Raw genomic sequence first — 16,498 nt, 5'->3', positions numbered from 1 at the left:
AATGATTCACAAATACAGTAATCACAACGTTTCGTGGTATGTCCACTTTCGAAAATATACTCCTATAATTTTTACCTTTTTAGAAAAAAATAAAAAAAGAGGGCAAATATTCACTTGCCCTCCCCTTATTCACTTAAATATGTTGTACATTTTCTTGTTTCGCTAATTCTTCAACAACTAACGTTACAAGATCTACAACACGACGAGAGTAGCCCCACTCGTTATCATACCAAGCAAGTACTTTCACTTTACGATCACCCATTACCATTGTAGATAAACCATCGATAATAGCTGAGTGTGTATTTGTATTAAAGTCGATAGATACTAAAGGCTCTTCGCTGAATTCTACAATACCTTTAAGCGCACCGTTTGCAACAGTTTTGAATGCATCGTTAATAGCTTCAACTGACACATCACGTTTTACATCTACTACTAAGTCAACAAGAGACACGTTTGGTGTTGGTACACGAAGTGCCATACCATGAAGTTTTCCGTTTAAATGTGGAAGAACTTTTGCTAGCGCTTTCGCAGCACCTGTCGTTGTCGGAATGATTGATTGTCCGCAAGCACGTGCTCTTCTTAAATCTTTATGTGGGTTATCAATATTTTTTTGGTCATTTGTATAAGCGTGAACTGTCGTCATTAAACCGTTTTCAATTCCAAACTGCTCATCTAACACCTTCACAACAGGCGCTAAACAGTTTGTTGTACAAGATGCATTTGAAATAACAGTATGTTTTGTAATATCTAATTGGTCTTCGTTCACACCAACTACAATTGTTACATCTTCATTTTTACCAGGCGCTGTTAAAATAACTTTTTTCGCTCCAGCTTCAACGTGAAGAATTGCTTTTTCTTTTGAATTAAATTTACCAGTTGCTTCAATTACAACTTCAACACCTAAATCTGTCCAAGGCAATTCCTTTGGATCGCGGTTGTTTAAAAGGCGAATCATTTTTCCATCAACTAATAAGTGATCTTCAAATGCTTCTACTGTTCCGTCAAACTTGCCATGAACTGTATCATATTTAATTAAGTGTGCTAACGTTTCAGATGGATAGCTTGCATTGATTGCTACAATTTCGAATGCGCTTTCTTTTATTGCTTGACGAAATACCATTCTCCCAATACGTCCAAATCCATTAATTGCCACACGAGTCATAATATGTTATCCCCCTTGAATACGTTATACTATTTATCTCCAATCCCAATAATAGTATAACACAAAAAGGAGATATGTCACTAAGCATTTTCATTAATTTCACAATTTTTTAGTCAATAATGTTCCACTTCCTTAAAATTACCTGCAATTGTGTTTTCGTTCCCATAATTGTGCCATCATTATTTATCACTTCATCTGCATTTTTCACTTTTTCTTCTAACGGCATTTGAGATTGAATACGAGCTGTTGCTTCTTCTTCTGAAAAGTTATTTCGTTTCATTAAACGTTCTAATTGCGTATGCGGCTTAACCGCTACAACTAAAATGCGGTCAACGAGACTTGTTAATTTGCTTTCAAATAAGAGAGGAATATCTAACACAACTGCTTGCATACCTTCTTTTATGTACATTTCCTTTTGCCTATTCATTTCCTCACGTACTGCAGGATGAACAATTTTATTTAACTGCAATCGTTTTTCTTCATTATAGAAAACGACACTTCCTAGTTTTGGACGATCTAGTTCTCCATCTTCTTGTAACACTTCCGTTCCAAATACTTCTACTATTTTGTTATATGCTGGTTTTCCTCGCTCTACAACTTCTCGTGCAATAATATCTGCATCAATTACTGGTATAATCAGTTCACGAAACATTTGAGATACTGTACTTTTTCCGCTTGCAATGCCTCCTGTTAATCCAATTACTACTGTCATCATAATCCTCCTCATAATAAAAGGCGCGAAACTAATGTTCCACGCCCATACTTACATTTTCCAAATTCCAATAATAATGAGTAATACTCCAGGCAGGAATGTAAATTTTTGTAACCACTTCATATTCGATAAAACCGTTCCAAGTTTCATTCCAATAAATAAAAACAAAGAACTCATAATTGCAACTAATATCGCCATCATAGCGGGTGCATACCCTAATAAAGATGCACCAATTCCGGCACCAAATGAGTCTACAGAAAGAGCGATACCAAGAAGCAATGCTTCTCCTGCAGAAATGGTGCCTGATTTATCAAAATCTGCTACAGTCGGTTTCCTTAAAATTTGAATCACTAGCCCTAGCGAGGCAATCTCTAATTTCCAGACCTTCTCCTCTTGCTTCGGTTCTTCTTTTTTCTCACTTCGAAAAAATTGATATAATACCCAAATCCCTATTCCAATAAGAACAAGCCCACCGATACGCGTTGCGATAACAGGTGAAAATACTTTCGCGATCATATGTCCAATTCCCATTGAAACAAGCATAACAGCCGCTGAACACATTCCGATAATTATAATTGATCTTAGTGGAATTCTTACGCTTCTTAAACCATATGTTAGCCCTACACTACAGCTATCCAAGCTTAATGTAAAAGCTAATAAAATAAGAGATAAATAAAGGTACATCGGTAAGCTCCTCCCTTATACATAGCTCTGCTGTATGTATATGACAAATGCCTATCCGATGTTATCTCTTTTCTATATTCTAGGCTGACAAATTGGGCAGTAATGCGTTCCTCGTCCGCCAACAACTGTTTTTTCTAATATCGTACCGCAAGTTACACACGGTTCTCCCTTTTTTCCGTATACATTTAGGAGTTCTTGGAACGAACCAATTTGCCCTTGTGAGTTGATATACGTTCGAATTGTACTTCCGCCACGCTTCACCGCTTCGCTTAGCGTTGTAACGGTAGCCTCATAAATTCGCTCAATTTCTTCCACTGTTAAAGACGACGCTTCTCGTTCAGGATGAATTTGAGAACGGAATAAAACTTCATCTACATATATATTTCCAAGCCCTACTAAAAGACGCTGGTCCAATAGCACAACTTTTATTTTACGATTCGTCTTTTGCAATCTTTCTTGTAAATACTGCGTTGTCAATTCCGCATCAAATGGCTCCGGACCTAAGTCAGCAAGAGGCATTTGGTTCATTTCTTCACCTTTCTTAAAGAGATGCATCGTACCAAATTTTCTCACATCTTTATAATGTAATTCCGTTCCATCTGTAAATAAAAAACGGACGTGCGTATGTTTATCAATCGGCTCATCCTCTTGATGTAGTAAAAACTTACCTTCCATACGCAAATGTGAAACAATAACATAATTTGTTACATATAGAAGCAAAAACTTACCTCTTCGCTTTATATTTTCAATCTTCTCGCCTTTTAGCATTTCTTTAAAAATTTCTGCATCATCTGGTCGTTTCACTATTTTTGGATAAGTAACAATAACATCTTCAATCGTTTTTCCTGTTACAAGATTTTCAAGTGTCCGTCTGACATTTTCAACCTCTGGTAATTCAGGCATTTCATCACTTCCTTATTTTGCGTCGTACCAAGTTGGACCGTAAGAATAATCAACTTTCAGCGGAACTGCGAGTTCAATTGCATGCTCCATTACTTCAGGTACAAGCTTCTCTAATTTTTCAATTTCTTCTTTTGGCGCTTCAAATATCAATTCATCGTGTACTTGCAGAAGAAGACGTGCTTGTAATCCTTCTTCTTCTAAACGATCCGCCATAATAATCATCGCTTTTTTAATAATATCTGCGGCAGTACCTTGAATTGGTGTATTCATCGCTGTACGCTCAGCGAAGCTACGTAAATTGAAATTACGACTCGTAATTTCTGGAATATAACGGCGACGATTTAATAATGTAGCCACATATCCTTTTTGTTTCGCATCTTTTACGATGTCCTCCATGTATTCTTGTACACCAGGGAAACTTTCTAAATACTTTTCAATAAATTCCGCTGCTGCTTTTCTTGTAATTCCTAAGTTTTGTGAAAGACCATAATCACTAATACCATATACAATTCCGAAGTTAACAGCTTTCGCTTGTCGTCTCATATTTGAAGTTACTTCATCTTTTTCAACGCCAAATACATCCATAGCTGTTTTCGTATGAATATCCATATCATGTTGGAATGCTTCAACTAGTCCTTTATCATTTGCAATATGAGCTAATACACGCAGTTCGATTTGTGAATAATCAGCCGCATACATAACCCATCCTTCTTCTGACGGAACAAATGCCTGACGAATCTTTCTTCCTTCTTCTAATCGAATCGGGATATTTTGCAAGTTCGGATCCGTTGAACTTAATCGACCTGTTTGCGTTAACACTTGATTAAAGCGAGTATGAATTTTAGATGAATCTTCATGTACAACTTTCAGTAAACCTTCAATGTAAGTTGAATTTAGTTTCCCTAATTGACGATAATGTAAAATATTTGGAATAATTTCATGGTGATTCATAAGCTTATCTAGTACATCAGCTGACGTAGAATAACCTGTTTTCGTCTTTTTAATAACCGGCAAGTTTAAGTTCTCAAACAGAATAACACCAAGCTGCTTCGGTGAATTAATATTAAATTCTGTTCCCGCAAGCTTATAAATTTCCTGTTCCATTTCCTTTAATCTACCCGCAAGTTCTTCTCCCATATTACGAAGACGCTCTGTATCAACTTTTACACCCTTTACTTCCATATCAGCTAATACACGTGCAAGCGGCAATTCTAACTCTGTAAACAGTTCATATTGCTCATTCTTCTTTAACTCTTCAACGAATGTTTGCTTTACATCATATAATACATGAACTTTACGAGCCACATGCTCCGCTACTACCTCTAACTTTGGAACAGCACGCTTCGCACCTTTTCCGTAAACTTCTTCATCAGATTTCACAGCATGCGTTTCTTTCATTTTCGCTACAGTACGGAAGTCTTTATCCGTATCAGCTGGATCAAGTAAATAAGCAGCGATTAATAGATCAAAGTCAATCCCTTGCATATCTATCCCATTCCATTTCAGTGCAACGATTGCACGCTTCGCATCAAATGTATGCTTTCTCATTTCTCCATCTGCAAGCCACTCTTTAAAAGCATCTGACTTAAGAGCAATGTCTGTCTGAATAAAGTAACATCCATTTTCATTTTGAATACCGAAACCTTGAATGTCTGCTTTATGATAGTTATCTTCTTGTACTTCAACGATAAGCGCACTATCTTGCTGAAGCATTTCTTCTGTAACTTCTTCCACAATATCAAATGTAATATCATCTAATTCAGCTGGAGCAGTTTCTTCTGGCGTAACGCCTAATTTATTTAAAAGAGATGTAAATCCTAAACTCTCGAACATTGGAATGACATCACTTGCTTCATATCCTTTATACGCCATATCATCCACATGAACTGTAATCGGCGCATCTGTAATAATAGTTGCAAGATCCTTACTCATAAGAGCTTGTTCTTTATTTTCTTCCAGTTTTTCTTTTAATTTCTTCCCACTTACTTGATCTATATTTTCATACACCGCTTCAACCGTTCCAAACTGTGTTAACAATTTAATTGCCGTTTTTTCACCAACTCCTGGTACACCCGGTATATTATCTGACTGGTCTCCCATTAAACCTTTCATATCGATAATTTGCTTTGGTGATAAGCTGTATTTTTCAAATAAAGCTTCTTTCGTATATTCATCCACTTCTGTAATCCCTTTTCGCGGAATACATACAAGCGTGTTATCAGAAACAAGTTGAAGTAAATCTTTATCTCCTGAAATAACTTTTACACTTGCCCCTTGCTCACTCGCTTCTTTCGCTAACGTTCCCATGATGTCATCCGCTTCATAATTTTCTAATTCATAACGCGGTACATTGAACGCATCCAGCATCTCACGAATAAATGGGAATTGCTCTGATAATTCAGGTGGAGTCTTTTGACGCCCTCCTTTATACTCACTATACGTTTTATGACGGAACGTTGTTTTGCCTGCATCAAACGCCACTAACATATGAGTTGGCTTTTCTTCCTCTAATATTCTCATTAACATCATTGTAAAACCGTAAATTGCGTTCGTATGTATACCTTTGTCGTTATTTAAAAGCGGTAGTGCAAAGAAAGCACGGTACGCGATATTATTACCATCTACTAATACGACCTTTTTTTCCAAAATTAAAACCTCCCCATACAAATTTGAAATGATTTTTTTCACAGAAAAAAACCGTTCCTTTCCTCTCTCTATATTAACATGACTAATAGAGAGAAGAAAAATAACGGCTATTTTCTTTCATATATAAAACAGACTTATATTGGCATAAAGGGAAGTGACGAGAACAGCTTAACTATTCTCGTCCAAAATTACTCCTTGGATGAAGGGGTTTTCATGTATTATATTAACAGAGCTTTATTAATATTTAATTAAGCCATTGTTAATATATTGTAAACATCCTTCATCCTATTTTTCAGTTGCTGATTTCGGTAAAACAACTGTAAACGTTGTCCCTTCTCCAACTTCACTATCTACTGTAATCGTACCTTGATGCGCCTCAACTAAATGCTTTACGATCGACAATCCAAGGCCGGTACCACCAGTATTTCTACTTCTTGCTTTATCCACCCGGTAGAAACGTTCAAAAATACGCGGAATTTCCTCTTTACTAATACCAATTCCAGTATCCGATACTTTTATATAAGCATTATATTTATCTTCCGCTAACTCTACTGAAACAACGCCTCCAGCCGGTGTATATACGATTGCGTTATTAATTAAATTAATAAAGATTTGTTTCAAACGACTTGGATCTCCAATAACAGAGGCACGTTTTAATACATTCACTTGTAAAGAGATTTCTTTTTCTCCTGCTTTATTATCAAGCACCATATGAATATCTTCAAGCAGCCCCTTCATGTCAACGGTTCCCATATTTAATTTAAATCCTTGTTGTTCGATCTTCGACAAATCTAATAAATCTTCAATTAATCCTTGCATGCGCTCACTTTCTTTTAAAATAATGTGCAAGAAATGTTCGCAGAATTTTTTATTATCCATCGCTCCGTCTAAGAGTGTTTCTGAAAAACCTTTAATAGAAGTAATCGGTGTCTTTAATTCATGAGAAACATTCGCTAAAAAGTCTTTTCTCATTTGTTCTAATTTCTTTAACTCTGTTATGTCATGGAATACGAGAACAATCCCTTTCCATTCATGGTTTGTCCCGATAATCGGCGCTCCATATACTTCGAAATGCTTCCGTTCAATTCCAAGTGGCAATAACATTTGTTTACGCACTTTCACTTCTGTCATAAAGATTTCTTCTACAAGCTCAATAATTTCTGTATGATGAAACGATTCATAATATAAGCGATCTAAATATTCTTCATCTGTTACGTGGAAAGTTTCCTTATAAGAGCGGTTTACAAGGTTTATATATCCTCGGCTATCAATTAAAATCATTCCACTTCCCATATTTTCAATTAACGTGTGCAGACGATCTTGTTGCATTTCTTGTTCAAGTGTCATCTCTTGTAAATTTCGTGCTAAAATATTAATCGCTTTACTCAGCATTCCTGTTTCATCCGAATGACTTTCGTATGCACGTGCTTTATAATTACCCTTTGCCAATTCAATTGCAACTTTCGTAACCGATTCAATTGGCCTAATATATTGCCCTGTAATTTTCATACCTAAAAATACAACTACGAGACAAGCAATGACAAATCCGATAATTAATAATCCCCACGTTTTTTGATGTACGTCTCTTAAAGGATCAATTATACTTTTCACCAAAATGTATCCTTGTTTTCCTTCTACATCTTGAACGAACACCGCATGATAAAATTCATTCTTTCGATCCGTTTCTTTCGTAATTACTTTACTTCGTTGTTTTGCCACTTCCGAAGAAAGTTCTTTAATCGTCTCTGGACTAAATGCCAATTCTTGTCCTTTTCTATATTGAACTTTCTTTTTTTCATCCAAAAATACGATAGAAGCTGGTATTTTTTCTTCTAACTTTTCAAATACGTATGGATTTTTTAAGACATTATTAAAACCTTGCTCTTCTGCTAACGTCGCAACATACTCCGTCTCTTTTACCATTCTCTCTTTAGCATGATCTATATAGTAGTTTTCAAACACAGTTTCTAGTAATAAACCTAGTCCAACTAAAATAAATACAATAAGAGAAACAAATGTAAAAAGAAGCCTGGAACGAAATTTATTCATTCCCTTTTGGCTCCTCTAATTTATATCCTAAACCACGTATCGTTTTAATGTACGTCGGTTTTTTCGTATTTTGTTCAATTTTATCGCGCAAATGACTAATATGAACATCAACAATTCGTGTATCACCAGCAAAATCATAATTCCATACAGCACTTAATAATTGATCACGTGTCAACACGCGACTTTTATTTTTCGCAAGATACACAAGTAGTTCAAATTCTTTTGGTGTTAATTCAAGCTTTCTTCCTTGGAAATAAGCCTCATAAAACTCCGGTAAAATTTTAAGTTCTGCAATTGTGATGCTATCTTCGTCTGGCGCTTCTGCAACTTGTTCTTCTTGTTGTAATTTCGTGCGGCGCAAAATTGCCTTCACACGAGCAACAACTTCTCTTGGACTAAATGGCTTTGTCATATAATCATCTGCCCCAAGTTCAAGGCCTAGCACCTTATCAAACTCATCATCTTTTGCCGTTAACATTAAAATCGGCGTCATAACGCGCTGCAATCGTAATTCTTTACACACTTCCATACCATCCATTTTCGGAAGCATTAAATCTAATATAATTAAATCTGGGCGTTCTGTTGTCGCTTTTTGAAGCGCCATTTCTCCATCCATCGCTGTTATAACTTCAAACCCAGCTTGTTGTAAATTAAATTCGATTAAAGTTAAGATAAATTCCTCATCATCAACTACTAAAATACGATTGTTCATTCTTTTCCTCCAAGTTATAGACTTGAAACCTTCTTCATCCTAGTATTTTCCCCGTTATTCTCATCATACTAGAAAACAAGGTCCCTCTCAATATAATTGTCTATTCATGGATTCGGATTGTGCTATTGTTATTCCTAAAAACAATTACGTTCGCCTCAATTATGTTTTGTTATCCATACTTTATATACTTCCATATCGTTATTAAATTCTACTTCCGTATGAATATTGAGTTCTCGATTTTGCGCTAAGAGAAAAGATAAAGCATACGCTATTTTATAATCTGGTGTTTCATATCCATCAAATACTCTCCCGTACATTTCACTCACAAACCCGTCTGCCCACACTTCAGCTTCTCTTACCGTTTCAAAGATCACTCTTCTCTTTTCCACCTCACCTAAAAAACCACTCCTTTAATTGACTTCAATTACCGATAATAATATTATTAATCTTAATATATAAATTAATAATATTTGGAGGTCTATTATGCGACTAATACTATCCATTCTATCTTTAGCAGTCACATGTATCCTTGCTTTTAACGCTCCTAGCTGGGATACGATTAAAACGGGTTGCTCAGAATTTGCTGAAGGGTTCAAAGAAGGGTTTTTCAACTAAAAATGGCGCTAGCATCCTTATTAAAGGTATGCTAGCGCTATTTTTATTTTCATCTTTTAAAAGTTATCTAATGCTTTTTCCATAATGGAAACAGATTTATAAGGTGGCGTTACTGTTAATGAACCCTTTACAACAGTTTCTCCTTTTTCATCATGAGCAGATACAAGCATATCAATTGTATGTTCCTCCTCAGAAACAGCCACAACTTCAAAGTGGATTTGTAACGTTTCATAATGGTGAACATGTTTCACGAATGTAAGGTCCTTTCTCGTAATATGACTTCCTGGACCCGGTAAATATTTCGTAACCGCCGTTGTAATCATTCCCGTTAGCATAATGCTTGGTACAATCGGCTTTTCATACGGAGTTTGGGATGCGTAATCATGCTGAATATATAATGGATTGGCATCATTCGTTAACCCTAAGTACAATAACAAATCTTTATCCTCAATTTTTTCAGTGCTAGATAATTTCTCTCCTACTGTAATTTCATCCATTTTACGACCAATTTGAACTTTTTTCTTTAACATGTTACAACCCCCTCCGATTTTTTCACCTTATTATCCTACTAAAAGCGATACCTTATCCGAAATTTACTATGATGAGGGCAATGTATAGTATAAATCTACAGTTTCATTATAGGATATTACAAATGATAGCGTTTTCATATTATTTCAAAAAAACAATTCGGTAAATAGTAGAAAAAGATTCGGAATCCCGAATCTTTTTCACTACTATTCAATTATTAAACAAGAACTTTCATTACGTTACGTACAGATTCTACAGAGCGATCTAACGCTTCTTTTTCATCCGCAAGAAGTTCTAATTCAATAATTTTTTCAATTCCGTTACCACCTAGAATTACTGGTACCCCTAAGTAAAGGTCACTATAACCATACTCACCTTCAAGGTACGCAATAGCCGGTAATACACGGCGTTGATCTTTTAAGATTGCTTCTGTCATTTCAACTAAAGAAGCTGCTGGTGCGTAATATGCACTACCGTTTCCTAATAAGCCTACAATCTCACCGCCACCTTTACGTGTACGTTCTACGATTGCTTCTAAACGCTCTTTCGGAATTAACGTTTCTAACGGAATACCGCCTGCATAAGAATAACGGACAAGAGGTACCATGTCGTCACCGTGTCCACCAAGAACAAATCCTGTAATATCTTTTACAGAAAGATTTAATTCTTGTGCGATGAATGTACGGAAACGAGCTGTATCTAATACACCCGATTGACCGATAACACGCTCTTTCGGGAATCCTGCTTCTTTAAATACAGAATATGTCATTGCATCAACTGGATTTGTTAACACAACAATAATTGCATTTGGTGAATGTTTTGCAATGTCGCGCGTAATACTTTTCATAATTTTAGAGTTTGTTGCTACTAAGTCATCACGGCTCATACCAGGCTTACGTGCAATACCTGCTGTAATAACGACAACGTCAGAATCAGCAGTATCTGCGTAATCAGATGTTCCAATAATGTTAGCATCAAAACCTTGTACTGGGCTCGCTTCTAACATATCTAACGCTTTCCCTTTTGTTGGATTTTCCAGTTGTGGAATGTCCACTAATACAACATCTGCAAGTTCTTTTTGTGCTAATAAGAATGCCGTTGTTGCTCCTGTAAATCCTGCACCGATGACTGAAACCTTCTTGCGTTTGATTGTCATAATTTACCCCCCGCTTTAATTATGCGTTTTTGATTATCGCTACATCCATGTTTTTAATAAGTTCATTAGCGAACTCAGAACATTTCACTTCTGTTGCACCTTCCATTAAGCGTGCGAAATCATAAGTTACTACTTTTGAAGCAATTGTTTTCTCAACAGAAGCAGTTACTAATTTCGCAGCTTCGTTCCATCCTAAGTGTTCTAATAATAATACACCTGAAAGAAGAACAGAAGATGGGTTTACTTTATCTAAACCTGCATATTTTGGAGCTGTACCGTGTGTAGCTTCAAAGATAGCATGTCCAGTCACATAGTTAATGTTTGCACCAGGTGCAATACCAATTCCACCTACTTGTGCAGCAAGTGCATCAGAGATATAGTCACCATTTAAGTTCATTGTTGCAACAACATCGAACTCACGTGGACGAGTTAAAATTTGTTGTAAGAAGATGTCTGCAATAGAATCTTTTACGATGATTTTTCCAGCCACTTCAGCGTCTGCCATCGCTTTATTCGCTGCATCTTTACCATCTTTTTCAACAATACGATCGTATTCAGCCCAAGTAAATACTTTGTCGCCGAATTCTTGTTCCGCTACTTCGTAACCCCAGTTTTTGAAAGCACCTTCTGTAAATTTCATAATGTTTCCTTTATGAACTAATGTAACAGAAGAGCGTTTTTCGTTAATTGCATATTGAATTGCAGCACGAACAAGACGCTTTGTCCCTTCTTCTGAAATCGGCTTAATACCAATACCAGATGTTTCTGGGAAGCGGATTTTATTAACACCCATTGCTTCTTTTAAGAAAGCAAGAACTTTTTCTGCTTCTGGAGATCCTTGTGCATATTCAATTCCAGCATAAATGTCTTCTGTATTTTCACGGAAAATAACCATATCAGTATCTTCCGGACGTTTTACAGGTGAAGGAACACCTTCAAAATAACGAACTGGACGTAGACATACATATAAATCTAATTCTTGACGAAGTGCTACGTTTAGAGAACGAATACCACCGCCAACTGGAGTTGTAAGTGGACCTTTAATCGCGATTAAATATTCACGAATTAAGTTTAAAGTTTCTTCTGGTAACCACTCGCCTGTTTGGTTGAATGCTTTTTCCCCTGCAAGCACTTCTTTCCAAACGATTTTCTTCTCACCATCATAAGCTTTTTCAACTGCTGCTTCTAGTACGCGAGATGCAGCTGCCCAAATATCAGGACCAATTCCATCTCCCTCGATAAATGGAATAATCGGATTGTTTGGTACATTCATAACACCATTAGTTACAGTAATTTTTTCACCTGTCGTCAATGTGATAACCCCCATGTTTGAAATTTCATATGTATGAAACTGAGGGAATAACCCCTCAGTTCAAACCGTTAGTCAAATTAAAATATTCTAATCATTACATCTTTCCGAAAAAATCAGACTTTTGAAAGCGTATTTTCACTATCAAAATAGTGTTATTCGCTTATCGTTGTGCAATTGGAACATACACTTGATGCGTTGGTCCATTATAATCAGCACGCGGACGAATTAAACGGTTGTTTTCATATTGTTCTAGAATATGAGCTAACCAGCCTGACATACGGCTAATTGCAAAAATAGGTGTAAATAAGTCATGGTCAATTCCTAAACAATGGTATACAGAAGCTGAATAGAAATCAACATTTGGTGGAAGACCTTTTTCTTTTGTTACAATGTCTTCAATTTTGATAGACATATTATACCATTTCTCTTCTCCTAAAAGCACGCATAATCTCTTAGACATTTCACGTAAGTGTTTTGCACGTGGATCACCCTGCTCATACACACGGTGGCCAAAGCCCATGATTTTCACTTTATTTTGAAGAGCATTATGAATATATGACTCTACATTTTCTTCTTCACCAATCTCAGTTAACATCTTCATTACATTTTCATTTGCCCCACCGTGAAGAGGACCTTTTAATGCACCGATTGCTGCTGTAATACCAGAATATACATCTGAAAGTGTAGCTACGCAAACACGTGCAGTAAATGTAGAAGCGTTTAACTCATGATCTGCATGAAGTACAAGCGCCTTATCAAAAGCTTCAATTTCAACTTCATTTGGCTCGCGATCATTTAACATGTACAAGAAGTTTGCAGCTAATGATAAATCCTTTCTTGGCTCAACAATATCTAAACCTTTACGGATTCTCGCGTAAGCAGCAACTAAAGTTCCGACTTGCGCCTGTAATTTAACCGCTTTCAAATAATTGGACTTTTCATCCATAATTTCAGCGCTCTCATCGTATAATGATAGCATGGAAATTGCAGTTCGTAAAACAGACATCGGATGTGCAATTTTTAAATCTACTTGTTTCAAATATGTTAAAATCTCACCTGGAACTTTATAGTATTCTGATACAATTTCATTAAATTCCGCTAGTTCTTTTTCATTAGGAAGCTTGCGGTGCCATAATAAGTACACTACTTCTTCAAACGTAGCATTCTCAGCTAAATCATCAATATTATACCCAACATAAGTTAATGTATCATCAATAATAGAGCTCACAGATGATGTTGTTGCTACTACCCCTTCTAAACCTCGAATAACAGTCATGACATTCTCTCCTTTTCCTGAAAATTCTCCCAACCTTGCTCCTTATATCTATTTGCTCCCCTTTTGAATTATGAACGCCCGTTCACTCTTTAGGCAAGCAAAATGCACGATCATGCAAATTTGTTGCGATGTTCCCCTCTTATTGTCCATTGTTTACATGGAAAGCATGAGCGTGAATGTCTCCCCGAATCCTCACGCTCAAAACAACAAGTTAGTGAGGAAAATACATTCCGAAGAGTTTTATGATAAAAACAACATAAAACAATATCATTATAAAATTGTTTTATGTTGTTTTTATTTTATCTGGTGTAAAGTCTCTGCTGTTATGTAACTTTTCAAAGTTTCTAATCCTATTATAAACAATTATCTGACTTTTGTGAACAGAAAGAATTCAAAAATTTTATATTACTATAAAATTCCTTATTTAAACATTTGTATAATACTCATAACCGCATAGGCAATTCCAGCCCCAATTAACGGACCAACAGCAACCCCATTAAATAGCGCAACCGCTATAATTGTCCCAAAAACAAGCGCAGTTGTAATGTGAGGATCCGTCGTCAACAATTGTACGCCGCCTTTCGCTAACAAAGCGACCGCTACACCTGAAGCTAAAGCAATCCACGCATAATAAGATTTCGCCGCTTCTCCAAGTTGTTTAAAACCTATTTCTCCTGTCGCAATCGGTACGAGCACCGCTATTGTAATGACCGTTACACCTAGGTTAATTCCTTTCGTTTGTAAATAAGGAAAGACCTTATCTCCTAAAAACGTAAACTTCAATAAAAATAACACACCAATAGCTACAGTAAGCGATTGGTTTTTAGCAATAAGTCCTATAATAAGTAGTATGAATAAAAATAACGTTGACTGACTAATCATGTTTGCACTTCCTTTCTGAAAATAATGAACTCATTTCCAAACAAAAATACCTTTAAACCTATCGTTATACATGCTATATCGATGCCTATTCAACATGAATCACTTCATTTTTTATGTATTTTAAAATGACAAACTGAGACTTTCACCAAAAAAAATTAAGCATGTATACATTTTTGAAAACAGTCGTCTCTTCTTTCTTTTCTAATAAGAAACAGGTAAAATAAAAAGAAGAGAAAATGAAGTTTTTACCATATAGTAGAAGCATCAACACCAAGCTTTCACAGTCACTCACATACTGAAAAAGCAGGAAAAATCCATCATTCCACTATAACATAAAGTGAAACTTTAATCAGTGGGGCATTTTCCACTGATTATTAGCCTTCACCAATCGGGCTTTTACGGGCAGTTTATCTCTAGCTAACTCCTTTGATCCAGCCGCACTTCGGGTAGGAGATTTACTTGCCCGCAAATAGCGGGGTAAAGTGAAACTTTAATCAGTGGGGCACACTCGTTATAAGTTGAACGAATTAGGATAATCCAAATTGGAATGGGAGGTATACATCTTTGAACCGAAACTTACTATATATGATATTGCGACTCATATTTGTCATTGTAGCAACGGTAGCTGGGTTCTATGTATTACTATACATGTCAGGGCTTATCTATCCTTTTATTATCGCTTTTGCATTTGCTTATTTGATTAATCCTGTCGTCAATTTCCTTAATCAAAAACTACAATTTCCTCGCGCACTAGCAGTACTCGTTAGCTTAATTCTCGTATTTGGAGCTATCGTTGGACTTGTTACATATCTTGTGACTGAAGCAATATCTGCCACAACATACTTACTACAACTTGTTACAGTAAAGTTTCCAGATATCGTTACATTCGCTCAGCAATTTGCACTTAATCATATTATGCCTCTCTACGATGATTTAATCTCTAAATTTAATCATCTTGGAGAACCACAGCGCTATACAATTACACAAAACATTCAAAACTTAGGAACAGAAGCAACAACACAAATGAAAGAACTTTTAACCGCCATTATAAGCGGGTTAACGAATTTCATTAGTGCACTGCCAACAACTTTAACTGTCCTTGTATTCATTTTATTAGCCACTTTCTTCATTAGTTACGATTGGCACCGTCTTGCTCAGAAAGCAAGAAAATTGCTACCGAATCGTGTACATGGCTATGGAAAAACTATTTTTGTCGACTTAAGAAAAGCTTTGTTTGGTTTTGTGAAAGCGCAACTTACACTCGTATCTATGACAACCGTCATTGTACTAATCGGACTTTTAATATTACGCGTACCATACGCCATTACTATTGCGATTATTACAGGAGTTGTAGATTTACTACCATACTTAGGAACAGGCGCAGTCTTCGTTCCATGGGTTATATACGTATTTTTCACTGGCGATACCGCATTCGCCATTGGTCTTCTCATTTTATACATCGTCGTGATTGTCCAAAGACAAATTATGGAGCCGAAAGTACTTTCATCTAACATCGGTCTCGATCCATTAGCAACACTCGTCGCTCTATTTGTCGGCTTTAAACTTTTTGGCTTTTTAGGATTAATCATCGGCCCAGTCACCTTAGTACTACTTAATACATTACACAAAGCTAATGTCTTCCATGACTTGTGGAAATATATTAAAGGTTCACCTTCAAAATAATAGTTTCTAATTCATACACAACAAAAAACTTACATGTAATCAGTGGGAATTTCCCACTGATTATTCCTTGTACTTATTTTTCATACTCATTACATAAAACAAGAGAATTGCACTCAAAAAAGATAATTCTCTTGTTTTTTCGCATGAAAAACGCATATTTCGTGGTGTTTTTACATAT

General features: G+C 36.1%; 14 protein-coding genes and 1 pseudogene. 2 read left to right on the top strand and 13 right to left on the bottom strand.

What is annotated here, in order from left to right; genetic code table 11:
• Nucleotides 1–133 precede the first annotated feature (133 nt).
• The 8 genes and pseudogenes from ACQGS6_RS06655 to ACQGS6_RS06620 form a co-directional block, all read right to left on the bottom strand.
• Nucleotides 134–1,162 carry a glyceraldehyde-3-phosphate dehydrogenase gene (locus ACQGS6_RS06655; protein ID WP_000198968.1) on the bottom strand — a complete coding sequence of 343 codons (1,029 nt, stop codon included), beginning with the start codon at nucleotides 1,160–1,162 and terminating at the stop codon, nucleotides 134–136.
• 109 nt (nucleotides 1,163–1,271) lie between these two features.
• Nucleotides 1,272–1,874: a dephospho-CoA kinase gene (coaE, locus tag ACQGS6_RS06650; RefSeq protein ID WP_000219293.1), complete on the bottom strand. Its 603-nt coding sequence runs from the start codon at nucleotides 1,872–1,874 to the stop codon at nucleotides 1,272–1,274.
• Nucleotides 1,875–1,925: 51 nt separating this feature from the next.
• The gene (gene ytaF, locus ACQGS6_RS06645) at nucleotides 1,926–2,558 is read right to left on the bottom strand and encodes a sporulation membrane protein YtaF (protein WP_000281743.1); all 633 of its coding nucleotides are present in this window, start codon (nucleotides 2,556–2,558) and stop codon (nucleotides 1,926–1,928) included.
• Nucleotides 2,559–2,630: 72 nt separating this feature from the next.
• Nucleotides 2,631–3,461, bottom strand: a complete 831-nt coding sequence (gene mutM / locus ACQGS6_RS06640) for a DNA-formamidopyrimidine glycosylase (protein WP_001114477.1) — start codon at nucleotides 3,459–3,461, stop codon at nucleotides 2,631–2,633.
• A 12-nt stretch (nucleotides 3,462–3,473) separates the two neighbouring features.
• Nucleotides 3,474–6,107 (bottom strand): DNA polymerase I, encoded by a 2,634-nt coding sequence (polA, locus tag ACQGS6_RS06635; RefSeq protein ID WP_242785140.1) that lies wholly within the window; start codon nucleotides 6,105–6,107, stop codon nucleotides 3,474–3,476.
• Nucleotides 6,108–6,392: 285 nt separating this feature from the next.
• A complete protein-coding gene (phoR, locus tag ACQGS6_RS06630) occupies nucleotides 6,393–8,156 on the bottom strand; it encodes a sensory box histidine kinase PhoR (RefSeq protein ID WP_001032108.1) in 1,764 nt (587 codons plus the stop codon).
• Nucleotides 8,149–8,868, bottom strand: a complete 720-nt coding sequence (gene phoP / locus ACQGS6_RS06625) for a two-component system response regulator PhoP (RefSeq protein WP_001065220.1) — start codon at nucleotides 8,866–8,868, stop codon at nucleotides 8,149–8,151. The genes phoR and phoP overlap by 8 nt, the downstream gene beginning before the upstream one ends.
• A 155-nt stretch (nucleotides 8,869–9,023) precedes the next feature.
• Nucleotides 9,024–9,262 (bottom strand): annotated as a pseudogene (locus ACQGS6_RS06620) (hypothetical protein).
• An 89-nt stretch (nucleotides 9,263–9,351) separates the two neighbouring features.
• Here ACQGS6_RS06620 and ACQGS6_RS06615 point away from each other — a divergent pair.
• On the top strand, nucleotides 9,352–9,483 hold the full coding sequence (locus ACQGS6_RS06615) for a hypothetical protein (protein ID WP_001237022.1): 132 nt from the start codon (nucleotides 9,352–9,354) through the stop codon (nucleotides 9,481–9,483).
• Between the two features lie 56 nt (nucleotides 9,484–9,539).
• Here ACQGS6_RS06615 and ACQGS6_RS06610 read toward each other — a convergent pair whose 3' ends face one another.
• From ACQGS6_RS06610 to ACQGS6_RS06590, 5 genes are all read right to left on the bottom strand, one after another.
• On the bottom strand, nucleotides 9,540–10,013 hold the full coding sequence (locus ACQGS6_RS06610; protein WP_242785141.1) for a MaoC family dehydratase: 474 nt from the start codon (nucleotides 10,011–10,013) through the stop codon (nucleotides 9,540–9,542).
• Nucleotides 10,014–10,228: 215 nt separating this feature from the next.
• Nucleotides 10,229–11,167, bottom strand: a complete 939-nt coding sequence (mdh, locus tag ACQGS6_RS06605; protein ID WP_000153232.1) for a malate dehydrogenase — start codon at nucleotides 11,165–11,167, stop codon at nucleotides 10,229–10,231.
• Nucleotides 11,168–11,186: 19 nt separating this feature from the next.
• The gene (gene icd, locus ACQGS6_RS06600; protein ID WP_000206898.1) at nucleotides 11,187–12,479 is read right to left on the bottom strand and encodes an NADP-dependent isocitrate dehydrogenase; all 1,293 of its coding nucleotides are present in this window, start codon (nucleotides 12,477–12,479) and stop codon (nucleotides 11,187–11,189) included.
• Nucleotides 12,480–12,639: 160 nt separating this feature from the next.
• Nucleotides 12,640–13,788 carry a citrate synthase gene (gene citZ / locus ACQGS6_RS06595; protein WP_000503652.1) on the bottom strand — a complete coding sequence of 383 codons (1,149 nt, stop codon included), beginning with the start codon at nucleotides 13,786–13,788 and terminating at the stop codon, nucleotides 12,640–12,642.
• Between the two features lie 387 nt (nucleotides 13,789–14,175).
• Nucleotides 14,176–14,637: a DUF441 domain-containing protein gene (locus ACQGS6_RS06590; protein WP_000625507.1), complete on the bottom strand. Its 462-nt coding sequence runs from the start codon at nucleotides 14,635–14,637 to the stop codon at nucleotides 14,176–14,178.
• A 564-nt stretch (nucleotides 14,638–15,201) separates the two neighbouring features.
• On the opposite strand from ACQGS6_RS06590, the gene ytvI reads away from it, so the two are divergent.
• A complete protein-coding gene (gene ytvI / locus ACQGS6_RS06585) occupies nucleotides 15,202–16,320 on the top strand; it encodes a sporulation integral membrane protein YtvI (protein WP_001081388.1) in 1,119 nt (372 codons plus the stop codon).
• The last annotated feature ends 178 nt before the right edge of the window (nucleotides 16,321–16,498 follow it).

The organism is Bacillus sp. GMs2/2 (assembly GCF_050172095.1).
GTDB classification, from domain to species: domain Bacteria; phylum Bacillota; class Bacilli; order Bacillales; family Bacillaceae_G; genus Bacillus_A; species Bacillus_A cereus.
Note: the sequence above shows the minus strand (reverse complement) of the source record. Positions and strands in the feature narration are given on the sequence as shown.